19 protein-coding genes and 2 pseudogenes are annotated in these 21396 nt (G+C 73.7%); 13 read left to right on the top strand and 8 right to left on the bottom strand.

Features of this window, described 5'->3' with window-relative positions; all coding sequences use genetic code 11:
- The first annotated feature begins 6 nt into the window (after positions 1 to 6).
- From ACIQAK_RS00480 to dapD, 3 genes are read left to right on the top strand one after another with little or no spacing between them, the layout of a single operon-like run.
- Complete coding sequence (locus tag ACIQAK_RS00480) at positions 7 to 333, top strand: multidrug efflux SMR transporter (protein ID WP_366388496.1); 327 nt, start codon at positions 7 to 9, stop codon at positions 331 to 333.
- Positions 333 to 953, top strand: a complete 621-nt coding sequence (locus ACIQAK_RS00475) for a TetR family transcriptional regulator (protein WP_366388497.1) — start codon at positions 333 to 335, stop codon at positions 951 to 953. Before ACIQAK_RS00480 ends, ACIQAK_RS00475 begins: the two co-directional genes overlap by 1 nt.
- Positions 954 to 997: 44 nt before the next feature.
- On the top strand, positions 998 to 1996 hold the full coding sequence (dapD, locus tag ACIQAK_RS00470) for a 2,3,4,5-tetrahydropyridine-2,6-dicarboxylate N-succinyltransferase (protein ID WP_366388498.1): 999 nt from the start codon (positions 998 to 1000) through the stop codon (positions 1994 to 1996).
- Between the two features lie 6 nt (positions 1997 to 2002).
- On the opposite strand, the gene ACIQAK_RS00465 is transcribed toward dapD, so the two are convergent.
- Positions 2003 to 2884, bottom strand: a complete 882-nt coding sequence (locus ACIQAK_RS00465; RefSeq protein WP_366388499.1) for a 4-hydroxy-tetrahydrodipicolinate synthase — start codon at positions 2882 to 2884, stop codon at positions 2003 to 2005.
- A gap of 160 nt (positions 2885 to 3044) precedes the next feature.
- On the opposite strand from ACIQAK_RS00465, the gene ACIQAK_RS00460 reads away from it, so the two are divergent.
- From ACIQAK_RS00460 to ACIQAK_RS00440, 5 genes are all read left to right on the top strand, one after another.
- Positions 3045 to 3746, top strand: a complete 702-nt coding sequence (locus ACIQAK_RS00460) for a DUF4232 domain-containing protein (RefSeq protein WP_401847742.1) — start codon at positions 3045 to 3047, stop codon at positions 3744 to 3746.
- Between the two features lie 82 nt (positions 3747 to 3828).
- Entirely contained in the window at positions 3829 to 4533 is a 705-nt protein-coding gene (locus tag ACIQAK_RS00455) for an antibiotic biosynthesis monooxygenase (protein ID WP_366388500.1), read from the top strand.
- A 181-nt stretch (positions 4534 to 4714) separates the two neighbouring features.
- Complete coding sequence (locus tag ACIQAK_RS00450) at positions 4715 to 6196, top strand: hypothetical protein (RefSeq protein WP_366388501.1); 1482 nt, start codon at positions 4715 to 4717, stop codon at positions 6194 to 6196.
- A gap of 553 nt (positions 6197 to 6749) precedes the next feature.
- The gene (locus ACIQAK_RS00445) at positions 6750 to 8339 is read left to right on the top strand and encodes a TROVE domain-containing protein (protein WP_366388502.1); all 1590 of its coding nucleotides are present in this window, start codon (positions 6750 to 6752) and stop codon (positions 8337 to 8339) included.
- An 85-nt stretch (positions 8340 to 8424) separates the two neighbouring features.
- Positions 8425 to 8655: a hypothetical protein gene (locus tag ACIQAK_RS00440; RefSeq protein ID WP_003969918.1), complete on the top strand. Its 231-nt coding sequence runs from the start codon at positions 8425 to 8427 to the stop codon at positions 8653 to 8655.
- A 110-nt stretch (positions 8656 to 8765) separates the two neighbouring features.
- Here ACIQAK_RS00440 and ACIQAK_RS00435 read toward each other — a convergent pair whose 3' ends face one another.
- The 3 genes from ACIQAK_RS00435 to ACIQAK_RS00425 all read right to left on the bottom strand — a co-directional run bounded on the left by ACIQAK_RS00435 (position 8766) and on the right by ACIQAK_RS00425 (position 11405).
- Positions 8766 to 9983 (bottom strand): TerD family protein, encoded by a 1218-nt coding sequence (locus ACIQAK_RS00435; RefSeq protein ID WP_366388503.1) that lies wholly within the window; start codon positions 9981 to 9983, stop codon positions 8766 to 8768.
- A 147-nt stretch (positions 9984 to 10130) separates the two neighbouring features.
- Positions 10131 to 10352, bottom strand: coding sequence for a hypothetical protein (locus ACIQAK_RS00430; RefSeq protein WP_366388504.1), 222 nt, complete (start codon positions 10350 to 10352; stop codon positions 10131 to 10133).
- A gap of 129 nt (positions 10353 to 10481) precedes the next feature.
- Entirely contained in the window at positions 10482 to 11405 is a 924-nt protein-coding gene (locus ACIQAK_RS00425; RefSeq protein WP_366388505.1) for a LysR family transcriptional regulator, read from the bottom strand.
- A 460-nt stretch (positions 11406 to 11865) separates the two neighbouring features.
- On the opposite strand from ACIQAK_RS00425, the gene ssuE reads away from it, so the two are divergent.
- From ssuE to ACIQAK_RS00410, 3 genes are all read left to right on the top strand, one after another.
- Positions 11866 to 12420 (top strand): NADPH-dependent FMN reductase, encoded by a 555-nt coding sequence (gene ssuE, locus ACIQAK_RS00420; protein WP_366388506.1) that lies wholly within the window; start codon positions 11866 to 11868, stop codon positions 12418 to 12420.
- A gap of 67 nt (positions 12421 to 12487) precedes the next feature.
- Entirely contained in the window at positions 12488 to 13660 is a 1173-nt protein-coding gene (locus ACIQAK_RS00415) for an SfnB family sulfur acquisition oxidoreductase (RefSeq protein WP_366388618.1), read from the top strand.
- 25 nt (positions 13661 to 13685) lie between these two features.
- Positions 13686 to 14840, top strand: coding sequence for an LLM class flavin-dependent oxidoreductase (locus ACIQAK_RS00410; protein WP_366388507.1), 1155 nt, complete (start codon positions 13686 to 13688; stop codon positions 14838 to 14840).
- Between the two features lie 160 nt (positions 14841 to 15000).
- Here ACIQAK_RS00410 and ACIQAK_RS00405 read toward each other — a convergent pair whose 3' ends face one another.
- The 4 genes and pseudogenes from ACIQAK_RS00405 to ACIQAK_RS00390 all read right to left on the bottom strand — a co-directional run bounded on the left by ACIQAK_RS00405 (position 15001) and on the right by ACIQAK_RS00390 (position 18785).
- A complete protein-coding gene (locus ACIQAK_RS00405; protein WP_366388508.1) occupies positions 15001 to 16452 on the bottom strand; it encodes a penicillin-binding protein 2 in 1452 nt (483 codons plus the stop codon).
- A 114-nt stretch (positions 16453 to 16566) separates the two neighbouring features.
- Positions 16567 to 17231: pseudogene (locus tag ACIQAK_RS00400) on the bottom strand (response regulator).
- Positions 17228 to 17912 (bottom strand): annotated as a pseudogene (locus ACIQAK_RS00395) (sensor histidine kinase); the annotation flags it as partial. The pseudogenes ACIQAK_RS00395 and ACIQAK_RS00400, both read right to left, overlap by 4 nt.
- Positions 17913 to 18014: 102 nt before the next feature.
- Entirely contained in the window at positions 18015 to 18785 is a 771-nt protein-coding gene (locus ACIQAK_RS00390) for an IclR family transcriptional regulator (protein ID WP_366388509.1), read from the bottom strand.
- 170 nt (positions 18786 to 18955) lie between these two features.
- Between ACIQAK_RS00390 and ACIQAK_RS00385 the strand changes: the two genes are divergently transcribed.
- Together ACIQAK_RS00385 and ACIQAK_RS00380 are read left to right on the top strand one after the other, a co-directional pair.
- Positions 18956 to 20476 carry an aldehyde dehydrogenase (NADP(+)) gene (locus ACIQAK_RS00385; RefSeq protein WP_366388510.1) on the top strand — a complete coding sequence of 507 codons (1521 nt, stop codon included), beginning with the start codon at positions 18956 to 18958 and terminating at the stop codon, positions 20474 to 20476.
- Positions 20477 to 20626: 150 nt separating this feature from the next.
- Entirely contained in the window at positions 20627 to 21343 is a 717-nt protein-coding gene (locus ACIQAK_RS00380; protein ID WP_366388511.1) for a DsbA family oxidoreductase, read from the top strand.
- Positions 21344 to 21396: the final 53 nt, after the last annotated feature.

The following is a 21396-nucleotide window of genomic DNA, read 5'->3' as shown; positions in this document are numbered from 1 at the left end:
GTACGCATGGGATACGCATACGGACTGCTCGCCGCGGCGATCGCGGCGGAGGTGGCCGGCACGACGGCCATGAAGTACAGCGAGGGCTTCACCCGGCTCTGGCCCTCCATCGGCACGGCGGTGGGATACCTCATCGCCTTCACGCTGCTCGCGCAGACCCTCAAGACGCTCTCCGTGGGCACCGCGTACGCGATCTGGGCCGGCGTCGGCACCGCGGCCGTCGCCCTCATCGGCATCCTGTTCCTGGGGGAGTCCGGCAGCCTGGTCAAGCTCGCGGGCGTCGCCCTGATCGTGGCCGGGGTCGTCGTGCTCAATCTGGGAGGGGCGCACTGATGGCCCGCCGGTACGACCCCGAGCGCCGGACGCGGATCGTCGACGCCGCGCTGCGGGTGATCGCGGCCGACGGGATAGCCGGGCTCAGCCACCGTACGGTGGCCGCCGAGGCCGATGTGCCGCTCGGCTCGACCACGTACCACTTCGGCTCGCTGGACGAGCTGCTGATCGCCGCCCTGCGCCGGTCGGACGACAGCTTCGCCCAGGCGCTGCGCGACAGTGACGCCTTCGCCGTACCGCCGGGAGCCGATGGGGACTCGGCCGCCGGGCTCGCCGACGAGCTGACCCGGGTGCTGGAGGAGTGGTTCGCGGGCGAGCGGGGCGCGATCGAGCTGGAGTACGAGCTGTACCTCGCGGCCCTGCGCCGCCCGGCCCTGCGTCCCGTCGCCGCCGAGTGGACCGAGTCGGCGGTCGAGGTGCTGTCCGCGCGCACCGACCCGGCCACCGCGCGGGCCCTCGTCGCGCTGCTGGACGGCGTCTGCCTCCAGGTGCTGCTGACCGGCTCCGCCTTCGACGCGGCCTACACCCGCGAGATGCTGGCCCGGGTGCTGGCGGGCGGGGCCGGAGTGGCGACAGGAACGGCCGCGGACGCGGGTGGTGGAGGAGGGGCCGCACGCTGAGACCGGTTCGCCCGACCGTGCCCCGGCCGGTTAGGTTTCTGTCCATGACCGACACGACACCCCAGGCCCCTTCCCGTACCACCGGCGCCGTCGCCGCCGGCCTCGCCACCGTCGCCGGTGACGGCACCGTCCTCGACACCTGGTTCCCCGCCCCCGAGCTCAAGCCCGAGCCCGGCCCGGCCGGTACGCAGCGGCTCAGCCCGGACGAGGCCGCGGGCCGCCTCGGTGAGGGGGCCGCGAAGGCCGTCGGCGTGGACGCCCGGCGCGGGGTCGAGGTCGTCGCCGTCTCCACGGTCATCTCCTCGCTGGAGGACAAGCCGCTGGACGCGCACGACGCGTACCTGCGCCTGCACCTGCTCTCCCACCGGCTCGTCCAGCCGCACGGCCAGAACCTCGACGGCCTCTTCGGCCTGCTCGCCAACGTCGCCTGGACCTCGCTCGGCCCGGTCGCCGTCGACGACCTGGAGCGGGTCCGGCTCAACGCCCGCGCCGAGGGGCTGCACCTCCAGGTGACCTCGGTCGACAAGTTCCCGCGGATGACCGACTACGTCGCCCCCAAGGGCGTACGGATCGCCGACGCCGACCGGGTCCGCCTCGGCGCGCACCTGGCCGCCGGGACCACCGTCATGCACGAGGGCTTCGTCAACTTCAACGCGGGCACGCTCGGCACCTCGATGGTCGAGGGCCGCATCTCCGCGGGTGTCGTCGTCGGCGACGGCTCCGACATCGGCGGCGGCGCCTCCACCATGGGCACCCTCTCCGGCGGCGGCAACGTGCGCATCGTCATCGGCGAGCGCTGCCTGGTCGGCGCGGAGGCCGGCGTCGGGATCGCGCTCGGCGACGAGTGCGTCGTGGAGGCCGGGCTGTACGTCACGGCCGGCACCCGCGTCACGCTGCCGGACGGCCAGGTCGTCAAGGCCCGCGAGCTCTCCGGCGCCTCCAACATCCTCTTCCGCCGCAACTCGGTCACCGGCACCGTCGAGGCCCGCCCGAACAACGCGGTCTGGGGCGGGCTGAACGAGGTCCTGCACGCGCACAACTGACCCGTCTCAGGCGGCGAGCAACTCCTCGTACGCCGCACGCAGCCCGTCGACCGCCGCGCGGCCGGCGGGCTGCAGCGGTTCCCGGACCGGGCCCGCGTCGAGCAGGGCCTTCACGGTGACGGTGCCGGGGAGACCGCCCGCCATCATCAGCTCGGTGAGCCGGACCGTCAGCCCGTTGAGCCGGGCCGCCTCATCGGTGCGCCCCGCGTCGAACGCGTCCAGCGGCGCCCGCATCCGGCGCGGGGCCACGTTGGCGACGGTGCTGACATAGCCCGCGCCGCCCAGCGCGTACAGCGGGAGGTTCAGCTCCTCGCACCCCGAGTAGTACGCCAGTCGGGTGCGCGCCAGCACCTTCGTCGAGCCGAGCAGGTCGTACGCGCAGTCCTTCACCGCGACCACGCGGGGGTGCTCCGCCAGCCGCAGCAGGGTCTCCGGCTCGATCCGGGTGCCGGTGCGGCCGGGGATGTCGTACAGCATCAGCGGTACGCCGGTGGCCTCGGCGATCCGCAGGAAGTACGTCTCCACGGCGGCCTGCGGCGGGCGGCTGTAGTACGGCGGCGCCACCAACAGCCCGTCCGCGCCGGCCTCTTCGGCCGCCCGCGCGAGGCGCACCGCGTGCGCGGTGTCCGCGCTGCCGACGCCGGAGAGCAGCGGCACCCCGGCACCGACCTCGGCGCGGACGGCCCGCAGCAGGTCCGACTTCTCCACGTCCGACGTGGTGGGGGACTCGCCGGTGGTACCGCTGAGCACGAGCCCGTCGCAGCCCTCGGCCACCAGGTGCGCGGCGTGGGCGCGCGCGGCGTCGAGGTCCAGCGCCCCGGTGGCGGTGAACGGCGTGATCATGGCGCAGAGCGTGCGGCCGAAGGGGCGGGGTGCGGTGGCAGTCATGTCCGCAGTGTCGGCCCCCCTGACCGTGAAGGTCCACTTAGATCTGCTTGCCCCGACCGGCAAGGTTTGCTGAACAGTGCGGGACGGCGCCATGGGGTCGCCCGGCCGCTGGCATGATCGAACGCGCGGACGGCGTACGGCCGGAGGGTCGCGGCGGGAGATGGGCGACATGGGGGGCGTCATGGGTGAGCGGATGCGGGGCCGGACGCGGGAACGGGTGCGGATGCGGAGACCGGGCTCGGTGGCGGTCCTGCTGGCGGCGGCCGCCTCGGCGCTGACCGGCTGCTCGGGGTTCCTCGTCCCGGCCGGCGAGGGCGAGAGGAGCCCCGCCCCGTCCGCGTCCGCGCGCCCCGGGGTTTCCGCCGGCGCGCTGCCCCCGCCGCCGGTCACCGACGTACCGGCACAGGGCCCCGACCCGACGCCCACCCCGACACCCACCGGCGGCTGCCCCGCCTCCGGAGCCGTGGTGACCATGGGGGAGGTGCAGGCCGTGATGATGAGCCGCGCGGTCGTCCTGACCCTGACCAACTGCGGCGCGAAGCCCTACCGGGTCGACGGCTACCCCTCGATCCAGGTCCTCGGCGAGGACGGTGAGCGCCTCCCGGTGAAGGTCAACCCGGCCGGTTCCCAGCTCGGCCGCGACCAGGGCCCCGAGGCGCTCCTCCTGAAGCCGGGCGCCACCGCGAGGTCGATGCTCGCCTGGGTCTCCACCCAGGAGGGCGGCGAGCTCATCACGGCCGACGCCCTGGAGCTGGCCGCCGCCCCGGACGCGGGGGCGCGGGTCCACCCGCTGGAGGGCCACGACATCCGGTACATGGACGAACTGAACATGACGGCCTGGCGGGCCGAACTGCCCGAATGACCGCCCTTGACCTCAAGCGGGCTTGAGGCGTGACGGTGGTGGCAACGGCGCACCGACCGGCGCGCGAGAGGGGAGTGCCACCATGACCGCGCAGTTCACCGACCGCCCGGACCCGGCCCGCAGCGACGCCGGCATCGCCAAGTCCGGTACCTGGGACGTGGGTACGCCGGAGCGGCAGCGGCAGGCCGTCGACGCCATCCGGAAGGCGTGGGAGAGCCGGCCGTGGCCGCACCCGGGGCTGCTCTCGTACAGCGTCTACGCGGGCGAGGACGGCGCGACCCTGCTGCACTACTCCCAGTGGACCGGCGAACAGGCCCATCAGGATTTCGTCCGGGAGGGCCGCGACGCCCGCGACGCCGACATCGACGCCGCCGTGCCCGGGATCGAACGCCGGGGGCTCCGCACGTACGAGCTGTACCGCTCCGGCCTCCGGCCCGGGGGCGACACCCGTGAGCCCGGGTGCGTGGTGATCGTCGACGTGGAGTTCGCCGGCCCCGACCCGGCGCGGCAACGGGACTGGGTGGACGCCGTGTTCGAGGCGCTCGGCGACGACGTCCACCTGCCCGAGGGCGGCATCGCCGCGCACTTCCACGTCAGCACCGACGGCACCCGGGTCCTCGACTACGCCGAGTGGGAGAGCGCCGAGCACCACATCGCGGCACTCGCCGCACCCGGTGAAGGGGTCGGCTCCCCGTCGCCGCTGTGGGAACGGGTCCGGAACCACCCGGGCGTGACCGGCGGGGGCGTGAGCCGGTACGCGCCCGCGCTCAGCATGCGGGCGGGGTGATGCGTGGGGGTGGGGTGCGGCAATCCCGTTGCCCCGCAGGGGAGTTGTCCGCGTACCCCCGGTGAACGCCGGTGGTCGGTCGCCCGAACCGGGTGGCATGCGGGCAATTGCGTCTAGGCTTGGGCGGCTGAACGCGTACGCGCCCCGTACGCCCCCGAGCACGCACCGAGGAGAACCCCCGATGTCCGCAGAGCGCCCCATCCTGCCGCCGGTGCGGCTGCACTCCGAGGCCGAACTGGCACGGGACGCGCTCGCCGCGCCGCTGTTCGTCCGCGCCGTCCGGCTCGCCCGGTGGGCGGGGCCCGACGCGCGGGTCGGCGCCGGCGGCGAGCTCGCCGAGGCGCAGCTGCCCGCGGCCGCCGAGCACCTCGGACTGACGGCGGACGAGGACGGCGCGGCGTACGCCAGTGAGGCCTGGCGGCTCGCCGTGGACACCGGGCTCCTCGACGTCACCGACCCCGAGGAGGGCGAGCTCCCGGACGGCTCGGACGCCGAGGGCACCGTCACCGCGGGCGAGAACCTGGCGCTGCTCACCACCGGCTCCCCGCAGGACATCCTCGGGATCTGGCTCGACGGCCTCGACGCCGTGTACGCCGACGCCACCGCGCCCGTCCTGGACGACTTCGCGGACCTCGTCGGCGAGGACGGCTCGATCGACTTCGACGCCCTGGACTGGGACCCGGAGGCCGAGGCGGAGTTCCTCGACGGGGTCCTCGGCAACCTCTACCTGCTCACCCTCGCCGACAACGGCACGGGTGACGGGCCGGTGCCGCTGCCCGCCCTCGCCGCGTCGATGATCGTCCCCGACGACATGGGCGAGCCCACCGACGACATCCTGGAGCAGGTGTCGGAGGCGATGATGCGCCTCGACGACCAGTTCCAGCTCCTCGAACCCATCGGAATCGTCGAGTACCAGCCGGTGGACGAAGCGCTGATGGTCGAGGAGGGCGACGCGGCGGACGCCTCCGTCACCGGGGCCGACGAGGAGGACGTCACCCGGTACGGGATGGTCAGGCTCACCCCCCTCGGCCTGTACGGCATCCGGGCCCGGATGCTGGAGGCCGGGGTGGACGCCCCCGCCGTCGGTGACCTCGCCGACAAGGGCGCCGACGCCCTGCTCGACGGCATCGCGTACTACCCGGAGGCCACCGCCCGCGCCGAGATCCAGCTCTGGCTCGCCGGGCGCGGCGCCGAGGGGGCGGTCCCGGCGGCGGCCGAGCTGCTGGCGGCGGCGCGCGGCACGGACCAGGGCGCGCCGCTGCGCCGCCTCCACTGCCAGCAGGCGCTCGCGCTCGCCGGCGCGGAGGCCGAACCCGCCGTACGCGCGGTCCTCGGCGACCAGGAGCTCGGCGGCCTGGCCCGGGTCTGGCTCGCGGAGCGCGGCGCGGCCGACGTCCCGGCGCCGCCGGAGGCGATGATCTTCTGGCTGGCCGTCGACACGATCGCCGCCCAGCTGGACGCGGACGGCGAGCTCGACGAGCTCCAGGGCCTGGTCGAGGGGCTCTCCGCGCAGCACAGCGGCTTCTTCGACGAGGTCTGGCGGGTCGACCACCCGGCCACCGCCGACGTACTGGAGGCGATGGGCCGGCTGCACAGCGACAAGAAGGCGGCGAAGGACGCCCGGAAGGCCGCGTTCAAGGCGCGGTCACGCGTGGGGGACTGAGCATCGCGGGGGACTGGGTCGCGCGCGGAGAGCTGAGAGGGCGCGGCTCCGGTGCCGAGCACGGCGCCGGCCCCGGGACGTGTCCCGCGGCGTCGGCCCCGGGACGTGTCCGGCCGGTCCAGCAGGGGACGTCGCAGCAGTTCGTGGCGGAAGCGCCGGGTGACCCCGTCCTCACGGAGGATGCCCCTGGCCCGGGCGCCGTCGAGGAAGGCCGGGTGGCGGGCCGTCCTCGGTGCGTGCCGAAATCCCGTCGCGTCCACGGAGGCTGTTCCCTAAGGTCATGGACATGCACCTCCCGGTGCGAGGGCGGCGGCTCCTTCCTTTCCCGAAACACGCCGCAGCCACTGTTGATCTCGGGAGGCGCGAGCGCCGGGGTGCCCGGTGCGCAGACGACGGATACTTCTGGATCTGGCGGTTGCGGGTTCGAGTCCCGCCCGGCTCCGGCCGGTAGCTCAAGTGGACAGAGCACCGGACTGTTCTCCGTCGTCGACCCCTGATCTCGGGCACCCCGTTCCGCCGCCGCGTCCTCCCCCAGGAATTCGGGGGAATTCTGATGGCCCGCTTCAACCAGCGCGTCACCCAGCTCCGCACCGCCCTGTCCGGCCCCACCTCGCCCGTCGCCACGACCGGCGCGCTCGCGGCCGACCACCAGGGCGGCACCGGGCACGTGCGCGACGCCCGCTCCGAGCTCTTCCTCCTGGCCGTCGCCAACTTCGTCGCACAGGAGACCTTCTACGAGGGCGGCGAGGAGCGCGACTCCCGGTTCGCCGCCCTCGTGCGGCGCTTCGCCGTCGAGGACCCCGCCTGGACCGCGGGACTCCTCCACTGGCTGCGCCGTGACGGGCAGCTGCGGACCGCCTCGCTGGTCGGCGCCGCGGAGTACGTGAAGGCCCGGCTGGACGCGGGGTGCACCGGGGGCCCGGCGAACCGGCAGGTCATCGACTCCGTACTGCTGCGCGCCGACGAGCCGGGCGAACTGCTCGGCTACTGGACCTCCCGCTACGGCCGCGCCCTGCCCAAGCCCGTCAAGCGGGGCATCGCCGACGCCGTATGCCGTCTCTACACGGGCCGCGCGCTGCTGAAGTACGACACCGCGTCCAAGGGCTACCGCTTCGGTGACGTCCTCAATCTGGTGCACGCGGCGCCCGACCCGGCCAAGCCCTGGCAGGGGGAGCTGTTCCGGTTCGCGCTGGACCGCAGGCACCGGCCCGAGACCGCCGTGCCGCCGGCCGGCGACCGCACCCTGACCGCCCACCGGGCCCTCATGGAGCTGCCGGTCGCCGAGCGTCGCGCGGTCGTCACCGGGCCCGGCGGCGCCGAGCGGCTGGCGGAGGCCGGAATGACCTGGGAGTCGCTGGCGGGCTGGCTGCGGGGGCCGATGGACGCGGCGGCCTGGGAGGCGGCCATCCCCTCCATGGGGACGATGGCGCTCGTCCGCAACCTCCGGAACTTCGACGAGGCCGGGGTGAGCGACGAGGTCGCGGCCGGGGCGGCGGCGCGGATCTGTGACCCGGAGGCGGTCGCCGCGTCCCGGCAGTTCCCCTTCCGCTACCTCGCCGCCTACCGGCACGCGCCCTCGCTGCGCTGGGCGTATCCGCTGGAGCAGGCGCTCGGCCACTCGCTGGCCCAGGTCCCGGCGCTGCCCGGGCGCACCCTGGTCCTGGTCGACCGCTCGGGTTCGATGTGGTCGCCGCTGTCCGAGCGCTCCCAGCTGAACCGGGCCGACGCGGCCGCCGTCTTCGGTGCCGCGCTCGCGCTGCGCGCCGCCGACGCGGACCTGGTGGAGTTCGGTACGACCAGCGCGCCGGTGACGTACCGCACGGGCGAGTCGGTGCTCAGGGTCCTGGAGCGCTTCGGCAACCTGGGCGGCACCAACACCGTACGGGCGGTGGAGCGCCATTACCGGGGCCACGACCGGGTGCTCATCGTCACCGACGAGCAGGCCTCGTACACCTATCGTGGCGACGCCACCTGGAGCGTTCCGGACACGGTGCCCGTCTACACCTGGAACCTGGCCGGATACCGGCTCGGCCACGCCCCGTCCGGCAACGGAAACCGCCACACGTTCGGGGGGCTTTCCGACGCCGCGTTCCGCATGGTTCCGCTGCTGGAGGCGGGAGTAAGCGCTGACTGGCCCTGGTGAGCGCGGGTCACGAATCCGGCACTTCTGAGCCCCGGGCGGCAAACGGGCATGGCGTCGGGCCTTCACAGGGCGCATACTCGACTTAATGAAACAGTCAGCCGGATCCCGGCGTCACCTGCCTTCCAGTCCCTTCAACCGCCCGGCCCAGGAGGCCCCACCGGTCGAATGCTTCGATGTGGGCGACAGGGTGTCGCACGACCAGTTCGGGCTCGGCAGAATCCTTGCTGTCGAGGGCGACAACGACGCAGTCCTCATCGACTTCTCGGGGCGGCAGGGGAGGATCCTGAGCCCGTACTCCAAGCTGACCAAGCTCTGAGACACCGGACGAGCACGAGCAGCGTCCGCCCTCTCCGGATCCGGGGCACCTGAATCACTTCAGGTGCCCCGGATGCCGTTGCGGCCCAGGGGGCCGCCGGGTCCCGGAGGTCAGAGGGACTTGGCGGCGGGTTTCACCATGCCGCGTACGGTGCGTGACTTCACGAACTCGCCCATGGCCGTCATCTCCCACTCGCCGGTGAACTGCTTGATCAGCTTGGCCATCATGACGCCGGTCTGCGGCTCGGCCCCGGTCAGGTCGAACCGGACCAGCTCCTCGCCGCTGGCCGCGTCGATCAGCCGGCAGTAGGCCTTGGCGACCTCGTTGAACTTCTGGCCGGTGAACGAGTTCACCGTGAAGACCAGACCGGTCGCCTCGGCCGGGATCCGGCCCAGGTCCACGACGATCACCTCGTCGTCGCCCGCGCCCTCACCCGTGAGGTTGTCGCCGGAGTGCTTGATCGCCCCGTCCAGGATGGAGAGCTTGCCGAAGTAGCAGCTGTCCAGGTGATTGCGGTCGGGGCCGTAGGCGATGACCGAGGCGTCCAGGTCGATGTCCTTGCCGCGGAACGCGGGCTCCCAGCCCAGGCCCATCTTCACCCGGGAGAGGAGCGGGGCGCCGCCCTTGACCAGGGAGACGGTCTGGTTCTTCTGGAGGTTGACCCGTCCCTTGTCGAGGTTGATCTTCCCGGCACCCGCGGGCGGGGCGGCGGGCGGTGCCGGGGGAGCGGCGGGGGCCGGCGGCGCGATCCGCGGGTCCACCGGAGCGGCCGCCGGAGCCACCGGGGCGGCTGCCGACGGGACCGGCGCGGCGGCGGGAGCGGCCGGCTCCTCGACCGAGACGCCGAAGTCCGTGGCGATCCCGGCCAGGCCGTTCGCGTAGCCCTGGCCCACCGCGCGGGCCTTCCAGGCGCCGTTGCGCAGGTAGATCTCGATGACCACGAGCGCCGTCTCGCTGCCCAGCCGGGGCGGGGTGAAGGTGGCCAGCGCGGTGCCGTCGTCGGCGTTGCGCACGGTGGCGGTGGGCTCGATGCCCTGGAAGGTCTGGCCCGCGGCGTCGGGGCTCGCGGTCACGACGATCTTCTCGATGCCCGGGGGGACGGCCGCGGTGTCCACCACGATGGCGTCGGGCGCGGAGCCGCCACCGGAGCGGTAGGTGACGCCGGGCCCCGAGGGCTGGTTGTAGAAGATGAAGTCGTCGTCGGAGCGCACCTTGCCGTCGGCGGTGAGCAGCAGGCCCGAGACGTCGAGCCGCACCGGAGCGGCGACGTCCACCGCCACGCGGACGGCGGAGAGAGGGATGTTCGAGCCGGGGGTCATTGCGGTCATGCCCGGGGTAACGAACGACCCCCCTTTGCCGTTCCCTTACCTTCTGCGGCCGTCGGAGCGGACTTTCCGGTCGTCGGAGCGGTCCTTCCGCCCGCCGCAGCGGCCTGTGCCGCCCTCGAAGCAGCCTTCGCGGCCGACGGAGCGTCCTCAGCGGCGGTTGCGCGGGTGGTCGCGGGCGGCGCGTTCGTTGCCGTGCTTGTAGGCGCCGGTCCAGCGCGCCATCACCAGCTGGGCGTCGCCCGACACCACCTCGGCCAGGAACTTCTCCGCCCGGCCACCGCGCAGGGTGCCCGCCGGGCGGCCGTGGTGGGTGATGGTCACGCTCTGGTCGCCGTGCTGTTCGTGCAGGAATCCGGAAGGTCTCGGCATGTCCGCATCCTGCCCGCCCGGCCACCCCCGCGTCGCCTCGATTTCCCGCCGTGCGCGGCGCGGGGGGCGGGGCCGCCGCCGGCCCGAACGAAGCCGTCCCGCCCGCTCGGGCGGATGCCCCAGGAGTCGCTAAGAGGTACCGGGGGAGCCGTCCGTGCGATGCGCCTGTGCGCGCTCCACGAAGATCCGGTGCAGGTCACGGGCGGCCCGAGGGGCCGAGCCCGAGCGGCTGCGCTGCACCACCAGCAGCACCGTGGTGGAGTCGCCCTCCAACGGGCGGCAGGTGATCGCGCCGGTGCGCTCCAGCGGGTCCCCGACGACGCTGTAGTCCGGGAGCACGGTGACCCCCAGCCCCTCCGCCACCATCAGCTTGCCCATCTCCGCCCCGTCGGCGGAGTACGAGAAGGAGGGCACCCGGTCCTTCAGCAGCCGGTGGGTGAAGCGGTGCATCAGATAGCCCGAGCGCATCACGATCAGCGGCTCGCCCAGCAGGTCGTCCACCCCGACCGACTCCAGCGACGCCAGCGGGCTGTCGGGGCGCAGGCAGACGACCGGGCGGCCCCGGATCAGCTCCGTGGTGTGCAGGTCCGGAGCCAGGTCGTCGCCCGCCAGGTAGTTCACCAGGCCGAGGTCGACACCGCCCTCCAGCAGGGAGCGGTGGATCACCGACTGCTGGGCCGCGATCACCTCCACCTCGGTCGCCGGGTGCAGCGCGTGGAACTGCCGGATCGCCGGCACCAGCAGCGGGACCGTCGCCGCGAAGACCGTGCCGAGCCGGACCGTGCGGCTGGTGCGGTGCTGCTCGTCGGCGGCCCGGCGCAGCCGGTCGACCGCGTCCAGCACCCCGATGATGTGCGGCAGCAGCTCGCGCCCCGCGTCGCTGATCGTCGCCCCCGACCGCTTCCGGTCCAGCACGGCCACCCCGAGCTCACGCTCCAGGTTCCGGACCGTCTCGCTCAACGCGGGCTGGGACAGGTGCAGTTCCTCCGCCGCCCGGCGCAGCGACCCGAGCCGGGTGACGGCCTCGATGTACTCCAGCTGTTCGATCCGCACGGCGGTCCTTCCCTCAACCGGCTCCGGTGGAAGGGAAACCCTATCGCTCCCTCGCCGATGCCTTCTCGACCTGGAGCGTTCCGGCCCCCTACTCTGGGACGCGAAGGCGCCCCCGGCCCACCGGAGGTCCGCCGCGGAACGCGAGAGGAGAGGGATGTGCGCCGCCTGACCCGCCGCCGCCACATCGACCTCGGCCGCGTTTCCAGCGCCTTCTGTCGCCGCGAAGTCTGAGGAGCAGCCTCCTCCTTCGCGCTCCCGCGCAGTCCTCCTACGCCGCCGCGCGCTCTCCCTTCGGCCCCTCGCCCCTGATCGGGTTTCTCGATCACCGGGCCCCCGGCCCCGCTCCCGGCCACCCGCAGCCCGCCCACCGCGGGCTCCCCCCATCCGGCACTCCGACCCGCCCGCGACCCGGTGCACACCTCCACCGCACGGGCCGGGCCCCTCAGAGAAGAGGTCTCCCATGGCCACCGTCCTGTCGGTCTCCGGCAGCCCTTCCGCCACCTCCCGCACCGCCCGGCTGCTGCGCCACCTCGACGCCGACCTCAGCGCCCAGGGCCACGAGGTGATACCGCTCGACGTCCGTACGCTGCCCGCCGAAGCCCTCCTGGGCGCCGACTTCGCGCACCCCGAGATCGTCCGCGCCACCGAGCTGTTCGCCCGCGCCGACGGCGTCGTCATCGGCACGCCCGTCTACAAGGCCGCCTACTCCGGACTGCTCAAGACCCTCCTGGACCTGCTGCCCCAGTTCGCGCTGACCGGCAAGACCGTCCTGCCGCTCGCCACCGGCGGCACCACCGCCCACGTGCTGGCGCTCGACTACGCCCTGCGCCCGGTGCTCTCCTCCATGGGCGCCGCGCACATCGTCCCGGGCTGGTTCGTCCTGGACCGGCACATCACGGCCGGCGACGACGGGGGAGTGGTCCTCGACCCCGCGTCCGCCGCCCCGCTCGACCAGGTCGTCGCCCAGTTCGCCGCCGCCCTGGACCGCACCGCCCCGGTCCCCGCCACCCACTGACCCCCATCCCCTTCTCCGGAGGCCCGCCGTGACCGCGCCGACCCGACGACCACCCACCACCGCGCGGGTGATCCGCGACGACGCCGAGGCGCTGCGCACCGCCGCCGGACTGGCCGAGGAGTTCCGCCCGGGCGCCTCCGGGCGGGACGCCCGGCGTGAGCTGCCCCGCGCCGAACTCGACCGCCTCACCGCCACCGGCCTCCTCGCCATCACCGTCCCGGCCGAGCACGGCGGGGCCGACGTCTGCGCGGTCACCCTCGCGGAGGTCTTCCGGCTGCTCGCCTCGGCCGACGCCAGCCTGGCGCAGATCCCGCAGAGCCACTTCGCGTACGTCAACGTCCTCCGCCGGCAGGGGAGTCCGGACCAGCAGGCCTTCTTCTTCGGCGAGGTGCTGGCGGGCCGCCGCTTCGGCAACGCCCAGTCCGAGGCCGGGACCAAGCACCTCCAGGACATCCGCACCCGGCTGGTGGACGCCGGGGACGGCTCATACCTCCTGACCGGGGTGAAGAACTACTCCACCGGGGCCCTCTTCGCCGACTGGATACCCGTCCTCGCCCGCGCCGAGGACGACCTGCTCCATGTCGCGTACGTCCCCGCCGGCGCCCCCGGTCTCACCGTGACCGACGACTGGGACGGCATGGGGCAGCGGACGACCGCGAGCGGCACGGTCCGCCTGGAGTCCGTACCGGTTCCAGCAGCCCACGTCGTCCCGCACCACCTCACCTTCACCGGCCCGCAACTGCACGGCGCCATAGCCCAGTTGCTGCACAGTGCCATCGACGCGGGGATCGCCGCCGGAGCGCTGGCGGAGGCGGCCGACTTCGTGCGGACCCGGAGCCGTCCCTGGTTCGAGAGCGGGTACGAGAGCGCCGCCGAGGACCCCCTCCTCATCCAGCGCTTCGGCGAACTCGCCGTCCGTCACCGGGCCGCCGACGCGCTGCTGGCCGCCGCGGCCCGGGCCGTGGACACCGCCCGGGCAGGCCTGGACGACGACAGCGCGGCGGAGGCGTCGATCGCGGTGGCGACGGCGAAGGCGTACGCCGGGAGCGCGGCCCTGGAGATCGCGGACGCGCTCTTCGAGGTCTCCGGAACGCGCGCCGCCCTCGACGGCCTGAACCTGCACCGGCACTGGCGCGACGCCCGGACCCACACCCTGCACGACCCCGCGCGCTGGAAGATCCAGCACATCGGGCGGTACGTCCTCAACGGCACCCGCCCGCCCCGCCACGGCCTCCTGTGACCTCTCACCCCTGTTCGGAGAAACGATGTCCCTGACCTTCCACTGGTTCCTGCCCACCAACGGCGACAGCCGCCATGTCGTCGGCGGCGGCCACGGCACCCCGGTCACGGCGGCGGGCGGCGACCGTCCGCCGACCGTCCGCTACCTCGCCCAGATCGCCCGCGCCGCCGAGGACGTCGGCTTCACCGGGGTGCTCACCCCGACGGGGGCCTGGTGCGAGGACGCCTGGCTGACCACCGCGATGATCAGCCAGCACACCGAGCGGCTGAAGTTCCTGGTCGCCTTCCGCCCCGGCTTCATCTCGCCGACGCTGGCCGCCCAGATGGCCTCCACCTACCAGCGGCAGACCGGCGGACGGCTGCTCCTCAACGTCGTCACCGGCGGCGAGAGCCACGAGCAGCGCGCGTACGGGGACTTCCTCGACAAGGACGCCCGCTACGCCCGCACCGACGAGTTCCTGGAGATCGTCCGGCAGTTGTGGGACGGCAAGACCGTCGACCTGGACGGCGAGCACCTGCACGTCGAGCAGGCCCGGCTCACCCAGCTCCCCGACCCCGTACCCGAGGTCTACTTCGGCGGCTCCTCCCCGGCCGCCGGACGGGTCGCCGCCCGCCACTCGGACGTCTACCTCACCTGGGGCGAGCCGCCCGCCCAGGTGGCGGAGAAGATCGGCTGGATCAGGGGGCTCGCCGCCGAACAGGGCCGTACCGTACGGTTCGGCATCCGGCTGCACGTGATCACCCGGGACACCTCACAGGCGGCCTGGGCCGAGGCGGACCGGCTGCTCGCGGGCTTCGACCCGGAGACCGTGCGCTCGGTCCAGGAGGGGTTGGCGCGCAGCGAGTCGGAGGGGCAGCGGCGGATGCTGGAGCTGCACGGCGGCGGCCGGGACGGTCTGGAGATCCACCCCAACCTGTGGGCCGGCATCGGCCTCGTCCGGGGCGGCGCGGGCACCGCCCTGGTCGGCGGCCACGCGGAGGTCGCCGAACGCATCAGGGAGTACCACGCCCTGGGCATCGACGAGTTCGTGCTCTCCGGCTACCCGCACCTGGAGGAGGCGTACTGGTTCGGCGAGGGCGTGCTGCCCCGGCTGGCCGAGGCGGGACTCTGGACCCACCCGGCGGGCCCGGCCCGGCCGGGCGGCGCCGCGGAGGTCCCGTTCGCGGGCGGGGCGCGGTGAGCGGCCCGGAGCGGGCTGCCGGTGAGCCGTACCGACGGCATCGCGTTCGGCCCGGTCGAGCAGCCGCCGCGCGTGCGGGCGTGCTGGGCGGGCGGGCAGGAGCGGTACGCCGCACGGGGGCGGTGCACACGACCACCGGCCCCCGCTCACCGCTCCCGGCTCACCGCTCCAGCGCCGCCTTCATCATCTTCCGCGCGATCGGAGCCGCCAGGCCGTTGCCGCTGACCTCGGAGCGTGCCGAGCCGGAGTCCTCGACGATGACCGCGACGGCGACCTCCTTGCCGCTGCTGTCGTCCTTCGCGTACGAGGTGAACCAGGCGTACGGGGTGTTGCTGTTGTCCACACCGTTCTGCGCGGTCCCCGTCTTCCCGCCCACCTCGGCCCCGGCGATCCTGGCGTTGGTGCCGGTGCCCTCCTCGACGACGGTCACCATCGCGCTGCGGAGCTGCTCGGCGGTCCCCTCCTCCACCACCCGCTTCGTGTCGCCGTCGTCGGTCTCCTCCAGCGTGGAGCCGTCCCCGTCCGTCACCGACGACACCAGGTGCGGGCCGGCCAGTTCACCGCCGTTGGCGAGGGCCGAGGTGACCATCGCCATCTGGAGCGGGGTCGCGGTGACCTCGAACTGGCCGATGCCCGTCAGCGCCGTCTGCGCCCTGTCCATGCCGGTCGGGTAGACGCTCCTGGCCGCCCGCACCGGGACGTCCAGCTTCTCCGTGTCGAACCCGAAGGCGTCCGCCATCTCCTTGACCTTGTCCTGGCCGAGGTCGGCGGCGGCCTTGGCGAAGACGTTGTTGCAGGAGTACTGGAGGGCGGTGCGCAGGGTCGCGTTCTCACAGGGCGCCGAGGCGTTCTCGTTGCGCAGGACGGTGCTGGTGCCGGGGAGGGTGTACGGGTCGGGGCTCCTGGTGGCCTCGTCGACGGACCCGTACAGCCCGTTCTCCAGCGCCGCCGCCGCGACCACCAGCTTGAACGTGGAGCCCGGTGCCAGCGGCTGTCGCAGCGCCCGGTTGACCAGCGGCTTCTCCTTGTCGTCCAGCAGCTGCCGCCAGGCGTCGCCGTCGTCCGTACCGCTGATCTTCGAGGGGTCGTACGAAGGTGTGGAGACCATGCCGAGGATGCTGCCGGTCTTCGGGTCGACGGCCACGGCGGCGCCCTTGTCGTCGCCGAGCGCCTCGTACGCCGCCTTCTGGACGTCCGGGTCGATGGTGGTGAGCACGTCGCCCGGGGCGGACTGCTTGCCGGTGATCAGGTCGGCCGGGTTCTTCAGGCGGTCGTCCGTGCCGTCCAGGACGTCGTTGTAGATGCCTTCGAGCTGGGTCGCCCCGTACGCCTGCGAGCTGTAGCCCGTCACGGCCGCGTACAGCTCGCCCTGCGTGTAGGTCCTCTTGTACCGGAGGTCGCCGCCACTGGTCCCCTTCGATCCGGTGACCGGAGAACCGGCCACGATGATGTCCCCGAGCGGGTGCGCGTACCGCGCGATGGTGTTCCGCCGGTTGTGCTCGTCGTCTGCGAGCGCCTTGGCCTGGTAGCCCTGCACCCACGTCGCCCGCACCAGCAGGGCGAGCACCGCGAGCAGGCAGAAGACCGAAGCGCGCCTGATTGTCTTGTTCATCCCACCGGAGGGACGAGCGGGGGCGCCACGCCCGTTCCCGGTTGTGCCGCTTCTCACCGATTTCTCACGTGGTCCGCGCGGGTGTGAAGGCCGGCCCGCTGCTCGGCACGGGGCTCAGCCCGGGGTGATGAACCCGGACTCGTACGCCGCGATGACCGCCTGCGTACGGTCCCGGGCTCCGGTCTTCGCAAGGACCGCCGCCACATGGGACTTCACCGTCGCCGCGCCCACCGCGAGCCGCCCCGCGATCTCCGCGTTGGTCAGCCCCGCCGCCATCAGCCGCAGCACGTCCGCCTCCCGCCCGGTCAGCCGCGCCACCCAGGCCGGGGCCCGTGGCGCCCGCCGCCCGCCATGCTCGGCGGCCAGGGTGCGGACCGCCGCCGGATAGAGGAGCGAGTCGCCGCACGCCACCAGACGCACCGCCTGCACCAGCTCCTCGGCCGCCGACCGCTTCAGCAGGAACCGGCGGCTCCGGCGCGCAGGGCGTCGTACACATACGCGTCGTTCTCGAAGGTCGTCACCACGACGATCCGCGGCGGTTCCTCCAGCGTGGCGAGGATCTGCTCGGTGGCCCGGATGCCGTCGATCTCCGGCATCCGCACGTCCATCAGCACCACATCGGGCCGCAGGGCCCGCACCAGGGAGAGGGCCTGCGCCCCGGTGGCGGCCTCACCGGCCACCTCGATGCCCTGCTCCGCGTCCAGGATCGCGCGCAGCGCCGTACGCACCATCTCCTCGTCGTCCGCGACCACGACCCGCACGGGCGTCGCCCCGCTCATGACCGCTCCTCGCCGCCTGCCGTCAGCGGCAGCCGGGCGGTGAGCCGCCAGCCGCCGTCGTACGGTCCCGCCTCGCTCCGGCCGCCCAGCAGTACGGCCCGCTCCGCGATGCCGCGCAGTCCTCGACCGCCTCCGGGACGCGCCACGGCGGGCCGCCCGCCCAGTGGGTTCTCCATCACGATCTCCAGCTCCCTCTTCCCTACCGCGATCAGCAGCCGCACGGGGGACGGGCCGCCCCCCGCCGTGCCGCAGGGCGTTGCTCAGTCCCTCCTGCACGATCCGGTACGCCTCCCGCGAGACCACCGGCACCACCACACCCGGGTCGCCCGGGTCGCCCTCCCGCTCGTACGCCACCGGCACCCCGCAGTGCTCCAACAGCCCGTCGAGCGCGTCGAGACCAGGACCGCACGCCCTCTCCCCGGCCCCCGGCTCCCCGCTCCCCGGCTCCTCGTCCCGGCGCAACAGCCGCACCACGGCGTCCAGCTCGCCGACCGTCCACCGCGTCGTCTCCTCGATCGCGGTCAGCGCCCGGCGGACGAACTCCGGATCCCGGTCCAGCACCCGCCGGGCCGCCCCCGCCTGGAGGGTCACCGCGCTCAGGGCGTGGCCCACCGAGTCGTGCAGCTCCCGGGCGAGCCGGTTGCGCACGGCCAGATCCGCCGCCCGGCGCTCGGCGGCGGCCCGGTTCGCTGTCGTCATGACGACCACGCTCCCGTGCGGCCGCCGCCCGCACCTCCTGCCCGGCGACGATCCGCCTCCGCCGTACGGGGGAGACCCCCGGGCTCACAGCCTCCGCGTGGCGAGGGTGAGCCGGTCGCGGGCGTCCAGCAGGGCGTCCTTGACCGTCTGCTCGTGGCCGGGGGTGAGCCGGGCCACCGGCACCGAGCAGCTGATCGCGTCGCGGGCGGGCGTGCGGTAGGGGATCGCCACGCCGAAGCAGCGCAGGCCGAGGGTGTTCTCCTCGCGGTCCACCGCGTAGCCCTGCTCGCGGACCAGGCGCAGCTCCTCGATGAGCCGCTCGCGGTCGGTGATGGTGTGTCCGGTCAGCGCGGGCAGCGTCGCGGGGAGCATCTCGCGGACCTGCTCGTCGCTGTGGGTGGCCAGCAGCGCCTTGCCGAGCGAGGTGGAGTGGGCGGGCAGCCGGCGGCCGACCCGGGTGAAGGGGCGCAGATGGTGCTGGGACCGCCGGGTGGCGAGGTGGACGACGTTCGTCCCGTCGAGCCGGGCCAGGTGGATGGTCTCCGCCGTGTCGTCGGAGAGCCGGTCCAGGGTGGTCCGGGCGACGGCCACGACCTCGTCGCCGTCGATGTAGGAGGTGCCCACCAGCAGGGCGCGGACCCCGATCCCGTACCGCGTGCCCGTCGCGTCCGTCTCCACCCAGCCGAGCTCCACCAGGGTGCGCAGCAGCATGTAGAGGCTGGACTTGGGGTAGCCCACGGCCTCCTGGACGGCGGCGAGCGAATGCATGCCGGGGCGGCCCGCGAAGTACTCGAGCAGCTCCACCGTCCGTACCGCGGACTTGACCTGTGCGCCTCCGGACTCGGCGACCGACATCGCTCCACGCCCCTTCTCCGGCTTTTCGGCTCTGCGCCCGGAAAGCTCGCCACCATGGATTGCCAACCCGGAACACCCGGAAATAGAGTCCGAGCACATTCACGATCAGGAACTCTGTTCAGATTACCGAACGCTTCTCATGGGTGGTCCAGGACCGGGAGGGAATCACGGTGAGTGCAGCACCAGTCTGGAGTGTCGACCCCCGCAGCGGGAAGCCGCGCGAGCAGGTCGCGGTGGAGGCCACCGCCGAGGAGGTCGACCGCGCGGTCCGGGCGGCCCACGCGGTACGTGAGGCCCTGGCCGGCCGCACGGCACGCGCCGCTTTCCTGCGCACGGCGGCGGAACTCCTGGAGGGGGCCGGCGCGCACATCATCGAGGCCGCCGACGCCGAGACCGCCCTCGGCCCGGCCCGGCTCACCGGGGAACTCGCGCGCACCGCGGCCCAGTTGCGGGCCTTCGCCGAGGTCGTGGACGAGGGCGCCTACCTCGACATCCGCATCGACCACGAGGACGGCTCCCGCACCCCGCCCTGGCCCGACCTGCGCCGCTACAAGATCCCGCTCGGGGTCGTCGCCGTCTACGCGGCGGGCAACTTCCCGCTCGCCTTCTCCGTCCCCGGCGGCGACACCGCCAGCGCGCTGGCGGCCGGCTGCCCGGTCGTGGTCAAGGCGCACCCCGGCCACCCGGCCACCTCAGAACTCTGCGCCTCGGTCCTGCGCCGAGCGGCCGCCCGCACCGGCCTGCCCGAGGACGTGGTGACCCTGGTCCACGGGTTCGACGCGGGCGTCGAGCTGATCCGCCACCCGCTGGTCGGCGCGGCGGGCTTCACCGGCTCGGTGCGCGGCGGGCGCGCCCTGTTCGACGCGGCGGCCACTCGCCCCGCCCCGATCCCCTTCCACGGCGAACTCGGCTCGCTCAACCCGGTCGTGGTCACCGAGGCGGCCGCCGACGAGCGTTGCGCGGAGACCGGCGCCGGGCTCGGCGCCTCCATGACCCTGGGCGTCGGCCAGTTCTGCACCAAGCCCGGTTTCGTCCTCGTCCCGGCGGGCGACGCGGGCGACCGGCTGGTGAAGGCCCTCACCGAGACGGTCAGCTCCACCGGCTCCGGCGTGATGCTGGACCACCGGATGCGGGACGCCTTCCTCAGGGGCGTACGCGATCGGGCCGGACTCCCGGACGTCGAGGCGCCCGTCACCCCCGGCGCGGCCGGCGAGCACACCGTGTCCGCCGGATTCCTGACCGTACCGGCGAGCCGGCTGACCGCGAAGGGCCCGCACGACGCGCTCCTGGAGGAGTGCTTCGGCCCGGTCACCGTGATCGCCCGGTACGGCTCGAAGGACGAGGTCGCCGCCGTCCTCGCCCGCCTCCCCGGCAACCTCGCCGCCACGCTCCAGACCGCGACGCGGCGCGACGACCCGGAGGCGGCCGGACTCCTCGCCGCCCTCACCCCGCTCGCCGGCCGCATCCTGGTCAACGGCTGGCCGACCGGCGTCGCCGTGGCCCCCGCCCAGCACCACGGTGGTCCCTATCCGGCCACCACCTCGCCCGCCACCTCGGTCGGCACGACGGCGATCGAGCGCTGGCTGCGCCCGGTGACGTACCAGAGCACCCCCGACGCGCTCCTCCCCCCGGAACTGCGCGAGGCCAACCCGCTGAACCTGCCCCGCCGCGTGGACGGACGCCACGCCTGAGCCCGGGGCCTCCGCCTGAACGGGGCCTGGCGCCTCCGGCGGCGGGAATCACCTGGTCAGGTTCGGTGTTCGACCGGGTGGTCCGTCCTGGGGAGGCAATCTCCGCAGGACGGACCGCGACCCCCGCGATCCCTGGAGAGAAGAAGAGTCATGCGCGTCGAGATCTGGTCCGATATCGCTTGTCCCTGGTGCTACATCGGCAAGGCCCGCTTCGAGAAGGGTCTCGCCGAGTTCGCCCACCGGGACGAGGTCGAGGTCGTGCACCGCTCCTTCGAGCTCGACCCCGGGCGGGCCAAGGGCAAGAGGGAGCAGGTCGTCGACATGCTGGCCGCCAAGTACGGGCGGACCCGCGAGGAGGCCGCCGCCATGGAGGCCGACGTCGCGGCCAACGCGCGGGCCGAGGGGCTCGGTTACCGGACCGAGGGCCGGGACCACGGCAACACCTTCGACATCCACCGGCTGCTGCACCTGGCCAAGGCCGGCGGGCGTCAGGACGAGCTGCTGACCCTCGCCTACCGGGCCAACTTCGCCGAGGAGCGGTCCGTCTTCGACGACGACGTGCTGCTCGCCCTCGCCGTGGAGGCCGGGCTCGACGCCGACGAGGCGCGTGCGGTGCTCGCCGACCCCGAGGCGTACGCGGACGACGTCCGGGCCGACGAGCGCGAGGCGTCCGAACTGGGCGCCGGCGCGGTGCCCTTCTTCGTACTCGACCGGCGGTACGGGATCTCCGGCGGACAGCCCTCGGAGGTCTTCGTCCAGGCGCTGGAGCAGGCATGGAAGGACCGCCCGGCCGCCGGGCTGACCACCGTCGGCGGCGACGCGGCGGCCTGCGACCCGGACGGCGCCTGCGAGGTTCCGCGGGGCTGAACCCCCGCCCGTCCATAAGAAGACCTTGGGTGCGCCCGGCGAGTTCCGGCAAT

Origin of the sequence: Streptomyces sp. NPDC088706 (assembly GCF_044752765.1) — a bacterium.
Lineage (GTDB): Bacteria > Actinomycetota > Actinomycetes > Streptomycetales > Streptomycetaceae > Streptomyces.
The sequence above is the reverse complement of the archived record's forward strand: the minus strand, read 5'-3'. Positions and strand labels throughout refer to the sequence as shown.

Excerpts from the sequence above, each read along its gene's own strand:
- ACIQAK_RS00480 (WP_366388496.1), top strand. The coding sequence starts at position 7 with ATGGGATACGCATACGGACTGCTCGCCGCGGCGATCGCGGCGGAGGTG.
- ACIQAK_RS00475 (WP_366388497.1), top strand. The coding sequence starts at position 333 with ATGGCCCGCCGGTACGACCCCGAGCGCCGGACGCGGATCGTCGACGCC.
- dapD (WP_366388498.1), top strand. The coding sequence starts at position 998 with ATGACCGACACGACACCCCAGGCCCCTTCCCGTACCACCGGCGCCGTC.
- ACIQAK_RS00465 (WP_366388499.1), bottom strand. The coding sequence starts at position 2,884 with ATGACTGCCACCGCACCCCGCCCCTTCGGCCGCACGCTCTGCGCCATG.
- ACIQAK_RS00460 (WP_401847742.1), top strand. The coding sequence starts at position 3,045 with ATGGGCGACATGGGGGGCGTCATGGGTGAGCGGATGCGGGGCCGGACG.
- ACIQAK_RS00455 (WP_366388500.1), top strand. The coding sequence starts at position 3,829 with ATGACCGCGCAGTTCACCGACCGCCCGGACCCGGCCCGCAGCGACGCC.
- ACIQAK_RS00450 (WP_366388501.1), top strand. The coding sequence starts at position 4,715 with ATGTCCGCAGAGCGCCCCATCCTGCCGCCGGTGCGGCTGCACTCCGAG.
- ACIQAK_RS00445 (WP_366388502.1), top strand. The coding sequence starts at position 6,750 with ATGGCCCGCTTCAACCAGCGCGTCACCCAGCTCCGCACCGCCCTGTCC.
- ACIQAK_RS00440 (WP_003969918.1), top strand. The coding sequence starts at position 8,425 with ATGAAACAGTCAGCCGGATCCCGGCGTCACCTGCCTTCCAGTCCCTTC.
- ACIQAK_RS00435 (WP_366388503.1), bottom strand. The coding sequence starts at position 9,983 with ATGACCGCAATGACCCCCGGCTCGAACATCCCTCTCTCCGCCGTCCGC.
- ACIQAK_RS00430 (WP_366388504.1), bottom strand. The coding sequence starts at position 10,352 with ATGCCGAGACCTTCCGGATTCCTGCACGAACAGCACGGCGACCAGAGC.
- ssuE (WP_366388506.1), top strand. The coding sequence starts at position 11,866 with ATGGCCACCGTCCTGTCGGTCTCCGGCAGCCCTTCCGCCACCTCCCGC.
- ACIQAK_RS00410 (WP_366388507.1), top strand. The coding sequence starts at position 13,686 with ATGTCCCTGACCTTCCACTGGTTCCTGCCCACCAACGGCGACAGCCGC.
- ACIQAK_RS00405 (WP_366388508.1), bottom strand. The coding sequence starts at position 16,452 with ATGAACAAGACAATCAGGCGCGCTTCGGTCTTCTGCCTGCTCGCGGTG.
- ACIQAK_RS00390 (WP_366388509.1), bottom strand. The coding sequence starts at position 18,785 with ATGTCGGTCGCCGAGTCCGGAGGCGCACAGGTCAAGTCCGCGGTACGG.
- ACIQAK_RS00380 (WP_366388511.1), top strand. The coding sequence starts at position 20,627 with ATGCGCGTCGAGATCTGGTCCGATATCGCTTGTCCCTGGTGCTACATC.